Origin of the sequence: Halalkalibacter sp. AB-rgal2, assembly GCF_041821005.1 — a bacterium.
GTDB lineage: Bacteria > Bacillota > Bacilli > Bacillales > Bacillaceae_D > Halalkalibacter.
This window is the reverse complement of the sequence record NZ_JBGUAV010000009.1, coordinates 123,685-138,668: the sequence shown is the minus strand read 5'-3', so window position 1 is coordinate 138,668 and position 14,984 is coordinate 123,685. Positions and strand designations below refer to the sequence as shown.

Genomic DNA, 14,984 nt, shown 5'->3' with positions numbered 1-14,984 from the left:
ATTACTCCTTCCATTCTTAAATCAATAAACATCTCGTTGGTAACGTTTTTGTTGCTGCATTTCTGAAAGGTATTGTTCTGCTTGTTCACGGTTCATCTGTCCTTCATGTTCAATAATAGTGATCAACGTTTCGTGAACATCATGTGCCATATGCTTCTCATCACCACAAATGTAAATAACAGCACCTTCTTGAATCCATGAGTATAGCTCCTTACCTTGTTCACGCATACGATGCTGGACATACACCTTTTCATCAGAATCACGCGAAAAAGCAACATCCATCTTCGTTAAGACTCCATCCTTTAACCATTGTTGCCATTCCGTTTGATATAAGAAATCTGTCATGAAATGTTGATCACCAAAGAAGAGCCAAGACTTCCCTTCAGCTTCTGTTTCTTCACGCTCCTGCATGAATGCTCTAAATGGTGCAATTCCTGTTCCTGGACCAACCATAATAATCGGTGTATCTGAATGATCAGGAAGTTTGAAGTTAGGATTCTTTTGAATATAGACCGGAATCGTATCACCTGATTCTAGACGTTCAGCACAAAGAGTAGAGCAAACACCTTTGCGATTACGACCATGAGACTCGTAACGCACAGTTCCAATTGTTAAATGCACTTCTTCTTCATTTGCCGTATAACTACTTGCGATCGAATACAAGCGACCAGGCATTTTCCGGAGAATTGAAATAAACTCCTGAGCGGATACACCCCAAGGTCCAAAATCTTGAACTAAATCTAATACATCACGTCCGTTTATATACTCCTTTAATTCCGCTTCTTTTCCAGCAGAGAGTAGTTCACGTAAAGCATCATGATTAGATAGCTTTAATGCTTGCTCTAATAAAGGCTTAGTCAAAACAGTAATTTCGAAATGCTTCGTAAGTGCTTCTTTTAATGACAGGACATCACCTTGTTTGTTAACTGTCACTATTTCTTCTGAATCCCAGTTTAACTCGTTCAAAAGTAAATGAACTAACTCTGGATCGTTTTCAGGATAAATCCCTAACGCATCACCCGGTTCATATGTAAGACCTGAACCTTCTAATGATAATTCAAGATGGCGCGTCTCTTTATTTGAACCACGACCATTCAAATTTAAATTTTCTAACACTTCTGCTTGAAACGGATTGGTTCGTGAGAATTCACTTTCAACAGATGAAGCTGTCGCTGTTTCTGCTAACACTTCTGTTGACTGTGTTACTCCTTCATTTAATCCATTAAGAACGCCTTCAATCCATTCTGCCGCAGGCTCATCAAAGTCTAAGTCACAGTCTACACGAGGATGTAAACGTGTACCTCCCAGCTCTTCTAATCGTTGATCGAATTCCTTGCCTGTTTGACAGAAAAATTCATATGAGCTATCGCCAAGTGATAAGACTGAGTAGCGAAGTGAGTCTAATTTAGGTGCGCGCTTCCCATGAAGAAACTCATGAAACGTTAATGCATTATCCGGTGGATCACCCTCACCATGAGTACTCACAAGAATGAGTAGGTTTTCAACCTTTTTTAAATTTTTTGGTTTAAAGTCACTCATAGAAAGAACCGTACAGTTAAAACCTTTTGTATCTAACATCTTTCCTGCTTGTTCAGCAAGACCTTGCGCATTGCCGGTTTGTGATCCAAATAAGATCGTTACATCCTTAGAAATCACTTGTTCCACGACTGGTGTAACATTAGTAGCTGTAGTATTTCCACTAGATTGATTTCCAGTTACTGAAGCAGCTTGTGTAGCTGCTAAATATCCTGTTAACCAAATTTTCTGTGATTCTGTTAATGTTGGTAAGAGCTTATTTAATTGCTCTACCTGTGCTTCATTAAACGGACTGTTCAAAACATGAAGTTGCAACAAATTCCACCTCACAATTAAATATAAACTAATCTTACTTGATTTTATGTAATAGGACTAGTTTTGACATAAAAATCATTCATTATTTCGGGTATAATTAAAAAATGATTACTATAATGATAGCTTCACTATTCCTATAAGTCAAGTTGGTTTTACTGCTAAATGCTTTATTTTTCACGTTTCATCATTTTTAAACAAAGGAGAAGTCCGCCTTATAAAAAGGTGGACTTCAATGCACATGGAATATAATTAAACTGGCCACTCTTCTAATGTATAGGCCATCTCCCAGAACATATATTCATACTTACTACTCGTAACAAAAATGTCCTCCATTCTTTTCTTCTCATCCTCAGAAGCTTTACTCGCCCAATCATCTAAGCGGTTAATTTGCTCTTGAACAAGATCTCCAAACCACTCATCACCATACGTATCAATCCATTTTTGATAAATGGCTACCCCCGGTTTAGCTCCCTTAAATTTCTCACCGATTTCCCAATAAAGCCAATAACACGGTAAAATAGCAGCAATCACATCTCCCAGTGTTCCTTTATAAGCCGATGCAAATAGGTGATTCGTATAGGCAACTGCCGTAGGTGCAGGGTTTTCAACAATTATGTGCCCTTCTTCTGATAACCCCAGCTCCTTCGCAAATCCTTCATGTAGCATATGCTCAGCATCAAAGGTCGACTTGGCATGAAACGCCATTCGACTCGTTGTGTAGAAGTCCATTGCTTTAGCAGCACCAATCGATTGAACCTGTGCAAATTTTGATAAATAATATGAATCTTGTTTCACATAATGCTTGAACGCTTCAAGAGATAAAGAACCATCAGCTACCCCTTTTACAAATGGATGTTCAAAGCTTGCATTCCAAATTGAATCAACCTGCTTTCTTAAATGTTCCGAAAATTTCATTAAAAGTCATCCCTTCCATTCCTCTTTTTGTAAAGATTGCATTAATTGTTTTTTTAACGATAAATACTCTTCTGTTACGATCATTTCTTTCGTTCTTGGTCTTGGTAGCTTTACGCTATATTCAACTAATACGTTTGTAGGTTTTGGAGCCATGACACAGATTCTATCTGATAAAAAAATAGCTTCATCAATACTATGTGTAATAAACAATACTGAACGTCGTAATTTGCTCCAAATTGATAGAAGCCATTCATGCATGTGTTCTCTTGTTAATGCGTCAAGCGCTCCGAAAGGCTCATCTAACAACAAAAGTTCTTTTTGATGGAGAAATGTCCTTAATAGGGCAGCGCGTTGTTTCATTCCACCTGAAAGAACATGCGGATAATAATGCTCATAGCCATCAAGTCCGAATAAAGGTAAGAGTTCAAACGCCTTTTTCTTAGATTCTGCTATATTCTGCTTACTAATTTCTGCTCCTAATAGAGCATTTTCTAATACTGTTTTCCACGGTAAAAGTAAATCTTTTTGCATCATATAACTTGCATGATTCCGTTGACCGACAATCGAATGGCCATTAAGAAGAATTTCACCAGCGCTTGGTATCTCTAAACCAGATATTAAATTGAATAATGTACTTTTTCCACATCCACTAGGTCCAATAAGGGAGACAAATTCCCCTTTTTCAATATAGAGATGCAAATCATTAATGACGTTAGTTTGATCAGAGAATGTATAGTGAATATTCGATAATTGTAAATGCATCATATCTCCTTTTCTAAGGAAGAAACTGATTCGTCATCGCTTCTTCAATTGGTACATCTACTTCAATCAATTCATTATCTAGCATCCATTCGGTATAAGTACTCCAAACATCTGTGCTTTGATACCCCCACTTCTCCGCCTCTCCTTGGTAACGTTCACTTAACCACTCCTGAGAAGCACGTATTAACTCAGCATCTGTTTCGGGAGTTGCCTCGATTAAGATGTCTGCCGCTTCATCGACATGATCAATGGCAAATTCATACCCACGACTGATGGCATGCATAAATTTCTCAACAAGCTCCGGCTGTTCTTCAACAACAGAATCACTACTAATAATAACTGGAGAATAATATGAAAAAACTGGATCGATATCCGTTAAATAAATCATGTTTATATCTTCACCACGTACCTCTGCCTCAACACCTGTCCATCCATAGAAAATCCATTGAAAATCAATTTCCCTTGATGTATTAACGAAGAAGTCAGACGTTCCCACCGTGACATTTTCAACTGTTGAAGAATCAGCATCTACTGTACTCATTACTTCTGATATCATCACATCTTCCTGTGGAGATCCCCAGCCACCATACGTCTTTCCTTCAAAATCAGAAGGAGAAGTGATATCTTTTTCAACTGGTGAAGCAAATCCCGACGTATGCTCTTGAATAATCGCAGCTAATGAGATAACCGGAATATCACTTGAGCGGGCTACCGTTACATTATCCTGTGAACTTATTCCAAAGTGAGCTTGACCAGAAGCGACGATTTGATCCGCTCCTTCTAACGCTGGTTCGATGATTGTAATGTCTAAGCCTTCTTCCTCGAAATACCCATTTGCTTTAGCCACATAAATACCAGTATGGTTCGTGTTAGGAACCCAGTCCAGTACAATTGTCGCTTCTAGTCGTTCATTTTTTTCCTCTATTGTCTCTCCCATTTGTTCATCTTTTTCATCTGTTGATTCTCCCAATTGTTCATTATCTGCTTCATTTAGTTCAGTCGAATCGTCATTGCTCACATCCTCTGAACCACATCCTATTAAAGCAAAGCTAGTCATAACACTCATGATGATGATTGATAAACCTTTTTTCAACTTTGTCCACTTCCTTTTTTCATATGCTTATATTTCCAAGGCATCGTCCATCTACTAATAAGGACGATGATTAAAAATAGGAAACAACTTAATAATGATATAATCACAATCGAAACAAACACTTTATCGGTTGCAAAAGAATTTTGAGCTCGAACTAAATAAATACCTAGACCTTTGCTTGCTCCGACCCACTCAGAGATTACTGCAGCTAACACACTGTAGGTTGCACCAATTTTCAAACCAGTAAATAAGTATGGGAGTGCATGTGGAAATCGAACATAACGCATTGTTTGCCAACGTGAGCTACCCATTGATTGTAATAACCTCATCATATCCCGATCACTCGATTGCAAGCCTTCGATCATGTTCACAACTACAGGAAAAAATGTTACTAAAGCGACGACTAACACCTTTGGTAGAATGCCATATCCAAACCAAATAATGAGTAAAGGTGCAATCGCTATAATCGGAATCGTTTGGGAAAAGAGAAGCAATGGATACACACTCTTTCGTAATATTGCTGATGCATCAAGTGATAAAGCAATGACCAATGCAACGATAATCCCCAAACTAAAACCAAGTAATGCTTCAATAGCAGTAATCCAAATATGTTCTGGCAATAATGTCCACGACTCACCAAATGCCAGAAAAATCTCAGATGGAGCTGGTAGAATATAAGGTTCTATGTCGGTGACCCGAACGATAAGCTCCCATATGAGTACAAACATAGCGACAGTGACAATGGCTGGTAATCCAGCTTTTGTCGCACCCTTCAAATCTTTCATGAATACCCCCTCTTACTATATAAAACTACAACAACACCTTTCCGTAGAATTGATCTTCCTCTTCCCCGATTGGACTTCCAAGCAGCAAAAAACGTCTACATGCATGGAGGCATGTAGACGTTCATTTAATACACGTATACAAATTAGTCATACATCCCTCCGCTGGAATTACCCAGATCAGGTTAAAGGGTCGATGTCTTCAACGGGACATCCTCTCAGCCAACCTCATAGCTCCCCGAGTACTATTCAATTTCTAGTAAATGATACCACACTATCGATTATTAGCCAAATGATTTATTCAACTAACTCATTAACTCCGCAATCCACCATAAAAGTAAAACAACGACTAGAATAATAGGAAACACGAGAAAGTAAATCCATGACATATGTTTCATACTTTTTTTACTATCATATTCTTCATCATTAGCTGCTGTTAATTTTAAAGTGATGACAAGTGCAACGACACAAACGACAAATGAAAGCAAAACAGGAAATAGCATATGTGACTCCTTTAGAAACATTAAGTTCTCCACATTGTAACATGACAGTTTTATAAAAACGAACTTTAATAAAAATTACTATAATAATATTATGTAAACCCATTAAATAGTAGCTCAAAAACAGAGCTATTATTCATCCTTTACAAAGAAACATTCACTGCCTTTTTATTAATAAAATAAGTCCATTCCTTATAACCGATTTCTTTTAACCTTTTCCTGACTAGGTCAAAATCATCCGCTATTCGCTCAGGTGTATGAGCATCTGAACCAAAAGTAACTGGAACACTGTAAAATAATGCTCGTTCTAGAATTTCATTTGCTGGATACCATCCCCCAACATCCTTTGTTTTACCAGATGTATTTATTTCAATTGCGACCTGTTCTTCTCCTATTATTTTTAACGTTTTGTCAACAACCTCCGTTTTTAAGTCTGAAAATGGAGGATAATACCCTTTCATCGCATCAATATGCCCTAATATTTGAAAAAATCCACTTTTAGCTGATAAAGCAATTTGTTCATAATAGCTTTCTTTAACTTGAACTCGTTCTGATTGAGTTAATGAATCAAATCGACCACGTTGAAAAATATTTATGTCGTGAATAAAATGGACAGAGCCAATAATATAATCAAATGGATACAATTCGAATTGCTTATGGTAATGAATCATATGATCAATGAAGAAATCACTTTCAATCCCTAAAAGCACATGGATCCTACTTGCATACTTCTCTTTAAGCTGTAATACTTCCTCCACATAACTTTTAAATTCACTTTTCTTCATCGTAATCCCTGGATAGAGATGATCCTCCTCACTGTAGAAATGCGGAGTATGATCCGAGATACCAATATAATCTAAGTTTAATTGAATCGCTTGTCTAATATAATCTTCAATTGTACCGATTGCATGTCCACAACGTTCGTGATGAGTATGTAAATCAAATTTAATCGTCATCGTTTCACCCTTTACAATAAGTCCTTCAATCAAATCGAACTTATTTTACCATACTTCACTAAGTTATGGTGCTAATCTTTGCTACATACACTAAAAAGGATCGCTCTCTTTTTCGAACAAGCTGAAACTATGATTTTATAATTGACAATGGCAAATCTTTAAATCGTGTAAGCTGGTCATCCGATGTATTGTGATCTGTAATGATCATTTGAACACTTTCTAACGAACCGATGCGTGCAAATGCTTGAACACCAAATTTCGAATAATCAGCGAGCAAAAATGTTTCATCAGAAATTTCCATCATTTTTTTCTTAACAATAGCTTGAAGTTCATTTGAATCACTAATTCCTCTATCATGGTGAATACCTTGACAGGAAAGAAATGCTTTGTTGACATGATAATGTTCAAGAGAATCAGTTGATACTGGACCTACAAATGATAACGAGCGAGGCAGTAACGTACCGCCAAGAGAAATTACCGTTACTTTATCATGTTGTGCTAATTCCATAGTTACCTTAAGAGAATTTGTTACTACCGTTAAAGCCATATTAGGCAAGAGCTTTGCCATATACCAAGCAGTCGTACTTGCATCTAAAATAATTCGATCATGCTCATTGACATATTCAAGTGCAGCCTTGGCAACATTTGTTTTCTCTTTTACATTTCGAATTTCACGCTCAAAATAAGGAGCTTCTATTTGATTTGTCTTCATACTAATTGCTCCACCGTGACTTCTTCTTAGCTTCCCTTCATTTTCTAGCCGTTCCAAGTCACGTCGAATCGTTTCTTCTGTGACATTGAACAGTTGACTGAGCTCTGTTACTCGAATACTACCACGTTCGTTTACAAGTGCTGTTATCTTTTCGTGTCTTTCTGCTACAAGCATTTAGTCACCCCACACTAACCTTTGTTTATTTTTGTTTGTTTTTATTTTATCATGTTTGATTGGTTTATCATAGTGAATCTTGTTTATTTTATATGAAAGGCAATGTGTAATGAAAGGCTGCATCATAAAGGTTTAACTACTCAACATACGGGAATAGAATGAATGTGTTTTCTCCTTTCTATAAGTAAGAAAAACACAGGTTCCACATGAGATTAGAATAAAGCTGAATAAATGAAAGGAGAATGAAATGAACGATATAAAGGATCAAGCTAAAGAAGTTATTTTTGCCATATTACCAATAACGTTTGTCATCATCATTTTACAGTACACGATCATTTGGTTGCCCGCAGATGTTTTTATTCAATTTTTAATAGGTGTATTCATGGTAAGTTTAGGTCTTTTTCTGTTTTTACTCGGTGTACATATTGGATTGCTCCCTATAGGAGAAATGATCGGATCTACTTTACCAAAAACCAAAAAAATCAGCTTAATTCTATTTTTCGGCTTTTTACTAGGGTTTGTAGTTACCGTTGCTGAACCAGATGTTCGTGTATTATCAAGTCAAATTGATGACGTATCTGGTGGAGACATCTCACAAATGGTGCTTATCTATTCTGTAGCAATTGGCCTAGGCATTTTCGCTGCCTTGTCCTTATTACGAATGGTATACAATATCCCTTTAAAATGGTTATTACTAGGCGGTTATGCAGTTGTTTTTGTTCTAGCTGCATTTACACCTGAATCTTTTATTCCGATATCATTTGATGCAGGTGGTGTTACGACAGGACCGATGGCTGTACCTTTTATTTTAGCTTTAGGCGTGGGGGTAGCTTCTGTCATTCGTGGTAAAACTTCATCAAGTGATAGCTTTGGATTAGTCGCTCTTGCATCGATTGGTCCAATCATTGCTGTATTGATTTTAGGGGTGATTTACGGATGATGTCTCGAATATTCGCAGGCTTTGAAGAAACCATTTTTGAAGTAACGTTTGCCCTGATTCCACTACTTATTTTCTTTTTAGTTTTTCAGTTTATCTTTTTAAAACTAAATAAAAAAAAGTTGTTTCGTATATTTATTGGAATCGTATTATCATTTACGGGACTTACGTTGTTTTTGCAAGGAGTACATGTTGGTTTCTTTCCCGCTGGTGAGCTTATGGGGGAAAAGTTAGGCGAACTCAGCTACAATTGGGTTGTGATCCCCGTTGGTTTCTTATTAGGATTTGTAGCAACTTTTGCTGAACCTGCTGTGAGGATCCTTAATAATCAAGTAGAAAAAGTATCTAGTGGCTATATTTCAGAGAGAATGATGTTGTACACGTTGTCCATTGGTGTTGCATGCTCAATCGCTTTATCAATGTTTCGTATTTTAAGCGGCTTTCCCTTATGGTATGTCATTATACCAGGTTATCTACTTGTCATGATTTTAATGTTCTTCTCGTCAAATACGTTTATTGCGATTGCTTTTGATTCTGGTGGAGTCGCAACAGGTCCGATGACCGTCACATTTATACTAGCGATTGCCGTAGGCATCGCTTCAGTTATTGAAGGGCGCGACCCATTAATGGATGGGTTTGGTATGATTGCACTAGTGGCATTGGCTCCTATTTTATCTGTTCTTATATTAGGTTTAATTTTTGAAAGAAAGCGAGCTGAATCTAATTAAAATGGATCTTAACTTAAACTATTCACTTATTATAACAATTGTAAAAAAAGGTGACGCCAAGCATATTGTCAAGTCGACGAAAAAAGCAGGTGCTGATGGGGGAACGATTCTTTTAGGTCGTGGTGTAGGGATACATGAGAAAAAGCATTTTCTTGGTATACCTATTGAGCCCGAAAAAAATATTATTTTAACAGCTGTCCCCTCAAAAATGGTTCACAACGTCATTGAGCAAATAAATGTAGACTATTCCATCGACAAACCGGGAAAAGGCTTAGGAATCGTCTTACACATTAAATCTATTCTAGGTTTATGCCATGTTCAAAACATTGTAGACGAGAAGGAGAATGAGCAACCAATGTCAAAAGAAGCTATGCATTTTGAGTTAATTGTCACAATCGTCAATAAAGGTGACTCTGAAAAAGTCGTCAATGCAACAAAGAAAGCAGGCGCTGAAGGGGGTACAATTATTTCTGGACGTGGAACAGGTATACATGAAAGAGCCAAGTTGTTAAATTTATCCATTGAACCTGAAAAAGAGATTATACTAACATTAATTTCAAAAGAGAAAACGAAACAAGTACTGGCACAAATTGAAGAGGATGTACAAATTAATCAACCTGGCAAAGGAATTGGATTTATTTTAGACGTTGAACGAACAATTGGGATTCATCATCTTCAAGACGAATTAAATAAATAGAAAGAACAGTTTATCATTTCACATTAAATACAGAGGCTGGGACAAAAAGGTTTTAATCAATGAGAATCCGAACAACTGCATAGCTGCAAACAAACCTTTCTTAAAACGGAAAACTGGTTGGCCTAATGCTATGCACTGTGGGTTCTTAGCTTTGCTTCTTAAGTCTACGTATATACTCTTTACTCGTTACGTTCATACATTGTTCAGTTTCTCAGCTAAACACTTTCGTTATGTCTCATCCTCATGCATGTGAAATATAATATAAAGGAGACATGAACATGATTGATGCACATATACATTTAGATCAATATGATTATTTAACTTTACCCGAAAAAATAGATCAATGGCAGCAAGCAGGAGTAAAGCAAGTAATAGCAGTATCTACAGATCTCCATTCTTCCTATAAAACCCTTGAATTACAGCTTCGTTTCCCGTATTTTGTCAATGCTTGTATTGGGTTTCATCCAGAGTTTTCTTATCCAACAAACCATGATTTAATAGAATTTAAACAGCTTCTCAAAGAAGAACGATCAAGAATTACTGCAATTGGTGAAATTGGTCTACCCCATTATGAGCCCCAGCAAGTTGACAAACTCCCCTTTTTCACAGAATTACTAGATGAATTGTTATTATATGCTTATCAATATGAACTTCCTGTTTCCTTACATGCCGTTCACGATAAAGCAGCAAGCGTACTTTCTCTATTAAAGAAACATAAAATTAAACAAGCTCATTTTCATTGGTTCAAAGGACCTCAAGATGTATTAACTAACATCTTGAATGCCCAGTATTATATTTCCGTCACACCAGAGTTATGCTACCGTAAACGGGACCAGCTCCTGCTCCAAAACGTCCCACTTACTCAATTACTTATTGAAACAGATGGTCCGTGGCAATACAACGATTCATTTCAAAATCAAGAAACGACGCCTCTTATGTTAAAGAATGTTGTCCATAGTATAGAACAACAGGTACACGACACTAAATTAAACATTGCCGAGCAAATAGAATTTAATACAAAGCAATGCTACCTATTGTAAAGAAGTTAAACGTTTTGTAAAACATAAATGAGCGGCAGGATTATTTCCACTTTTCCCGAAAGAATATAGAGTCAACAATGAAGGAGAGTGAAATGAGTTGAAGCATAGAACAATGATTTTTGCACATAGAGGTTTTTCTGCAAGATATCCAGAAAATACGATGGTTGCATTTCAAGCAGCTTATGATAGTGGAGCCGACGGAATTGAGTTAGACGTACAATTAACAAAAGACCGCATTCCAGTCATTATTCATGATGAAACCATTAATCGAACAACAGATGGAGCTGGTTTTGTAAAGGATTTCACCTTTAATGAGCTAAGGAAATGGGACGCTGGAACCATCAAAAATAATCACGAACAGAAATGTTTAATCCCTTCGTTAGACGAATACTTCCAGTGGGTAAAGCAAACGGATTTGATAACCAATATTGAATTAAAAAATGGCATGATTTCATATGAAGGGCTTGAGGAAATTATCCTTGAAATGATTACTACATATGAATTAGAAGATCAAATCATTCTATCATCATTTAACCATTATAGCCTCGCAAAAATTGCGGAATTAAATCCTAATATTGAAACCGCCATTTTGTTTATGGAGGGCTTATATAAGCCATGGGATTATGCACGAACAGTCGGAGCACGTGGGTTACATTGCTTTTACCCTGTTGCTCAAAAGCCAATAATAGATCAAGCTGCTACAGAACAAATAGCCGTTAGACCTTTCACGGTAAATGAGGAAGAGGATTTAAAGCGACTTATCTTTTATCAATGCCCAGCCGTTATTACCGATCACGTTGATCAAGCTTTATTGATTCGACAAAAGTATGACGAACATTCTAAAATGAGTGAATTTGAGGAGAGAACGTAATGAATACTCAGAGTGCTCCTACCTTTTCCTATAAAAAAATTGCTGCTATCGGTAGTGGTTTTTTTGCCCTAACGATGATTTGGACTTTCTACAATGCTTATATGCCGTTAATTTTAGGTAATTTCATTGAATCAAGAGCGATTCGCGGGGCCATTATGGGACTAGATAATTTGCTTGCTGTCTTATTAATCCCTTTAATTGGTTCTTGGTCAGATCGGCTACAATCTCCACTTGGGAATAGATTACCGTTTATCATAGTAGGAATGCCTATCGCAGCAATCTTTTTCATTCTCATCCCATACAGCGCTACCGTCACACTTTGGCTATTACTTATCATTGATATTATTTTTTTATTAGCAATGACGATATATAGAGCACCTGTAATTGCCCTTATGCCCGATCATACCCACCCTTCCAAACGGTCCACTGCTAATGGTGTTATCAATCTGATGGGAGGAATCGGAGCCATTATTGCATTGTTTGTACTATCTAACTTATTTGTCATAAATCGAGCCTTCCCATTTATTGTTGCCGGTATTTTTCTAATTTTATCATTTATCCTACTTTATTATATTGTCGATCGAAAACCAGCTTACTCTAACCGTTCAAACGATAGCTTAGAAGAAACACAAGCTTCATTATCCTTTACACATTCTTTACTCAAATTAAAAGAAAAACAATATCGTGGTCAGCTTCTCATTCTCATTGCCATTTTTCTTTACTTTATTGGTTATTCAGGTATGGAAGCACAATTCACTGTTTATGCTGTCGAATATTTACAGCTAGATGAAAATGTTGCAGGAATGACACTTGGATTTTTTAGTCTCTCATTTGTATTGTTTGCTATCCCGGCCGGTATTCTCGGCTCTAAACTAGGAAAAGCCCCTACGATGTTTATTGGACTTATTGCGTTACCTTTACTCTTTATTCTTATTCCATTACTTCCTCTGTTTGTTAGCGATAATAGTAGTCATTCATTTATACTCATACTCCAAGCTGTCCTATTTTTAAGTGGAATTGCCTGGGCTTTCATTAATGTTCAAGCATACCCATTAGTTGCTGACTTAGGAGGTGTCCATCGCATCGGCTTTTTTACTGGGTTATACTACTTATTTTCTATGGCCTCTTCTATTATTGCACCAGGTTTGCTAGGTCTTTTCATGGATTTAATTGGACACTCCAGTTTATTCTATTGTGCAGCATTTACTTTCATCATCGCTTTCTATTTCTTAAGGAAAGGACACATCATTATTTCATCACAACACGATAATCAACCGATGACCAACACCGATTTACAAGGATAAAAAAGCTAGCCTTAAAGTTCTTCTCTTTAAGGCTAGCTATTATCGCTTATTGTTGCTTCTCAATAATGTCTTGAGCACGTTCTGTTGTCGCAGTAATTAATGACGCAATCTCCTCATTATCTTGCTTTAATGTTTCGATTGTTGCTGTTAGCTCCTCTAAACTAGCTGACGTTTCATATATAATATTAGCTAATGAACGTGTTGAAGAATCCACGTTTGTTGATTGTTCTTTTACTGTATCCGATAACGTATCAAACTCATCAAACTGCTGTACTAATTGTTGAATCGTACTCGTAATACCATCAAAGTTATTTTTCACAGTATGTGTTGACTGTAAAATCGTCTCAAACTGACTACTACTCAGCGATAGCTTATCAACCGTTAATCGATTTTGATCATTCACCTCATGTAAATTACTAGTAATTTTCTCCGTTGTCTGATGTGTAATATGAGCTAATTTCTTAATTTCATTCGCAACAACCGAGAAGCCTTTTCCAGCTTCTCCCGCTCTAGCTGCTTCAATGGAAGCATTTAAAGCTAGTAAATTAGTCTGCTCAGTTATTTCGCGAATATCGCTCGTAAAAGTTGTCGTTTCCTCAATTTTCTCAGTTAATATTTGAAAGGTCTGATTTAACTGACCAACAAACGTTTGTAACTCATTCATTGAAGATTGTAATCCAAGAATTAGCTTTTGACCTTCGTTCGCTTGGTCTGCTGTTGAATTCGTTTCACCTTTTAATTCTGTCGATTTTTCATTTAATTGATTCATCATTGTCAATATTTCCTGCGCATTCATTGATATTCCAATGACTTGTTCGCTTTGCGTTTGACTCCCTACAGCAATTTGGTTAATAGCTGTAGCCATTTCACTTTGTGATTCATTATTTGTTCTCAGCTTCTCATTAGCCTCCTTAACATTGCTCGTAATATCCTTTAGATCCGTTACGAGCAACTCTTTTTGAGATGATTCTTTACGGCTGGCCTCTTCTTCCTTCGTAAGCATTTCTTGTAATGTCAAAGATTGTTGATGATTAATTCGAATCATTCCATAGAGTACTAATCCCATTAGTATATAAATTAATAGGACAAAAGGTTGTAAAGAAGCATATATTTCATGTTGAGATTCCCCTATTGAAAATTCAATAAGAATCATCGCAAAACCTAGAACTAATCCAAAGATAAAAATCCGATGACGATAGTGGAAAGCAGAAAATAGTAAATAGAAAAAAGCGATGAATATAATTCCAAATCCCCCACCCAAAAAAAGCGAATATGATATCGTATATCCAGCAACAATGAGTATAAAGCTATATGGAAAAACAGCTGCTTTTTTAAATATGTATGAAACGACGAGAAAGGCTATTAATAATAAGAGCGCTTGACTTAAATAATAGATTCCTTTTCCCGTTTCTCCTTGCACAAAGGATAAAATAGCACCTGCTAAAATACTCATGGAAAAAATAATAAGCATCATTTTGTTCTTCACTTTGAAATCACGATTGATCATCTCTTGTACACGATTCATCTCTATTCTCCTTTGCGACTGGTATATGTGTATTAAATCATGCTACTATTTTACCACTCATTAATCTATTTGTCTTTTTTTTAAAAGATGTGGATAGTTTGTGAAAAATTGAGCAAACTTAACTTAAATCATTGGAA

At 36.5% G+C, this 14,984-nt stretch carries 15 protein-coding genes and 1 riboswitch; of the genes, 6 read left to right on the top strand and 9 right to left on the bottom strand.

Going from position 1 to position 14,984, the window contains the following annotated elements; genetic code table 11:
* Positions 1–21 precede the first annotated feature (21 nt).
* From ACERJO_RS09840 to ACERJO_RS09805, 8 genes are all read right to left on the bottom strand, one after another.
* A complete protein-coding gene (locus ACERJO_RS09840; RefSeq protein ID WP_247106670.1) occupies positions 22–1,851 on the bottom strand; it encodes an assimilatory sulfite reductase (NADPH) flavoprotein subunit in 1,830 nt (609 codons plus the stop codon).
* Between the two features lie 249 nt (positions 1,852–2,100).
* Positions 2,101–2,766 carry a thiaminase II gene (tenA, locus tag ACERJO_RS09835; RefSeq protein ID WP_247106671.1) on the bottom strand — a complete coding sequence of 222 codons (666 nt, stop codon included), beginning with the start codon at positions 2,764–2,766 and terminating at the stop codon, positions 2,101–2,103.
* Between the two features lie 6 nt (positions 2,767–2,772).
* Positions 2,773–3,528, bottom strand: coding sequence for an ABC transporter ATP-binding protein (locus ACERJO_RS09830; protein WP_247106672.1), 756 nt, complete (start codon positions 3,526–3,528; stop codon positions 2,773–2,775).
* A gap of 13 nt (positions 3,529–3,541) precedes the next feature.
* Positions 3,542–4,621 (bottom strand): ABC transporter substrate-binding protein, encoded by a 1,080-nt coding sequence (locus tag ACERJO_RS09825; RefSeq protein WP_247106673.1) that lies wholly within the window; start codon positions 4,619–4,621, stop codon positions 3,542–3,544.
* On the bottom strand, positions 4,618–5,406 hold the full coding sequence (locus tag ACERJO_RS09820; RefSeq protein WP_373647362.1) for an ABC transporter permease: 789 nt from the start codon (positions 5,404–5,406) through the stop codon (positions 4,618–4,620). The genes ACERJO_RS09825 and ACERJO_RS09820 overlap by 4 nt, the downstream gene beginning before the upstream one ends.
* Positions 5,407–5,543: 137 nt before the next feature.
* A riboswitch (TPP riboswitch) is annotated at positions 5,544–5,654 on the bottom strand.
* A 54-nt stretch (positions 5,655–5,708) separates the two neighbouring features.
* Complete coding sequence (locus tag ACERJO_RS09815; RefSeq protein WP_247106675.1) at positions 5,709–5,906, bottom strand: BshB3 potential contributor to bacillithiol synthesis; 198 nt, start codon at positions 5,904–5,906, stop codon at positions 5,709–5,711.
* Between the two features lie 140 nt (positions 5,907–6,046).
* Positions 6,047–6,853 (bottom strand): histidinol-phosphatase, encoded by an 807-nt coding sequence (locus ACERJO_RS09810; RefSeq protein ID WP_247106772.1) that lies wholly within the window; start codon positions 6,851–6,853, stop codon positions 6,047–6,049.
* A 133-nt stretch (positions 6,854–6,986) separates the two neighbouring features.
* Positions 6,987–7,745, bottom strand: a complete 759-nt coding sequence (locus tag ACERJO_RS09805) for a DeoR/GlpR family DNA-binding transcription regulator (protein WP_247106676.1) — start codon at positions 7,743–7,745, stop codon at positions 6,987–6,989.
* A 247-nt stretch (positions 7,746–7,992) separates the two neighbouring features.
* Here ACERJO_RS09805 and ACERJO_RS09800 point away from each other — a divergent pair, with 247 nt between their 5' ends.
* The 6 genes from ACERJO_RS09800 (at position 7,993) to ACERJO_RS09775 (ending at position 13,322) form a co-directional block, all read left to right on the top strand.
* Positions 7,993–8,685, top strand: a complete 693-nt coding sequence (locus ACERJO_RS09800) for a DUF1538 domain-containing protein (protein ID WP_373647361.1) — start codon at positions 7,993–7,995, stop codon at positions 8,683–8,685.
* The gene (locus tag ACERJO_RS09795; RefSeq protein WP_247106678.1) at positions 8,682–9,410 is read left to right on the top strand and encodes a DUF1538 domain-containing protein; all 729 of its coding nucleotides are present in this window, start codon (positions 8,682–8,684) and stop codon (positions 9,408–9,410) included. The genes ACERJO_RS09800 and ACERJO_RS09795 overlap by 4 nt, the downstream gene beginning before the upstream one ends.
* A gap of 1 nt (position 9,411) precedes the next feature.
* Positions 9,412–10,107, top strand: coding sequence for a P-II family nitrogen regulator (locus ACERJO_RS09790; RefSeq protein WP_247106679.1), 696 nt, complete (start codon positions 9,412–9,414; stop codon positions 10,105–10,107).
* 278 nt (positions 10,108–10,385) lie between these two features.
* Positions 10,386–11,147, top strand: a complete 762-nt coding sequence (locus ACERJO_RS09785) for a TatD family hydrolase (protein WP_373647360.1) — start codon at positions 10,386–10,388, stop codon at positions 11,145–11,147.
* Positions 11,148–11,244: 97 nt separating this feature from the next.
* Positions 11,245–12,018, top strand: a complete 774-nt coding sequence (locus ACERJO_RS09780) for a glycerophosphodiester phosphodiesterase (protein WP_247106681.1) — start codon at positions 11,245–11,247, stop codon at positions 12,016–12,018.
* Positions 12,018–13,322: an MFS transporter gene (locus ACERJO_RS09775; RefSeq protein WP_373647359.1), complete on the top strand. Its 1,305-nt coding sequence runs from the start codon at positions 12,018–12,020 to the stop codon at positions 13,320–13,322. The genes ACERJO_RS09780 and ACERJO_RS09775 overlap by 1 nt, the downstream gene beginning before the upstream one ends.
* 46 nt (positions 13,323–13,368) lie before the next feature.
* On the opposite strand, the gene ACERJO_RS09770 is transcribed toward ACERJO_RS09775, so the two are convergent.
* Positions 13,369–14,847 (bottom strand): methyl-accepting chemotaxis protein, encoded by a 1,479-nt coding sequence (locus ACERJO_RS09770; RefSeq protein WP_373647358.1) that lies wholly within the window; start codon positions 14,845–14,847, stop codon positions 13,369–13,371.
* Positions 14,848–14,984 lie beyond the last annotated feature (137 nt).

Excerpts from the sequence above, each read along its gene's own strand:
- ACERJO_RS09805 (WP_247106676.1), bottom strand. The coding sequence starts at position 7,745 with ATGCTTGTAGCAGAAAGACACGAAAAGATAACAGCACTTGTAAACGAA.
- ACERJO_RS09820 (WP_373647362.1), bottom strand. The coding sequence starts at position 5,406 with ATGAAAGATTTGAAGGGTGCGACAAAAGCTGGATTACCAGCCATTGTC.
- tenA (WP_247106671.1), bottom strand. The coding sequence starts at position 2,766 with ATGAAATTTTCGGAACATTTAAGAAAGCAGGTTGATTCAATTTGGAAT.
- ACERJO_RS09770 (WP_373647358.1), bottom strand. The coding sequence starts at position 14,847 with ATGAATCGTGTACAAGAGATGATCAATCGTGATTTCAAAGTGAAGAAC.
- ACERJO_RS09795 (WP_247106678.1), top strand. The coding sequence starts at position 8,682 with ATGATGTCTCGAATATTCGCAGGCTTTGAAGAAACCATTTTTGAAGTA.
- ACERJO_RS09790 (WP_247106679.1), top strand. The coding sequence starts at position 9,412 with ATGGATCTTAACTTAAACTATTCACTTATTATAACAATTGTAAAAAAA.
- ACERJO_RS09775 (WP_373647359.1), top strand. The coding sequence starts at position 12,018 with ATGAATACTCAGAGTGCTCCTACCTTTTCCTATAAAAAAATTGCTGCT.
- ACERJO_RS09830 (WP_247106672.1), bottom strand. The coding sequence starts at position 3,528 with ATGCATTTACAATTATCGAATATTCACTATACATTCTCTGATCAAACT.
- ACERJO_RS09785 (WP_373647360.1), top strand. The coding sequence starts at position 10,386 with ATGATTGATGCACATATACATTTAGATCAATATGATTATTTAACTTTA.
- ACERJO_RS09800 (WP_373647361.1), top strand. The coding sequence starts at position 7,993 with ATGAACGATATAAAGGATCAAGCTAAAGAAGTTATTTTTGCCATATTA.
- ACERJO_RS09815 (WP_247106675.1), bottom strand. The coding sequence starts at position 5,906 with ATGCTATTTCCTGTTTTGCTTTCATTTGTCGTTTGTGTCGTTGCACTT.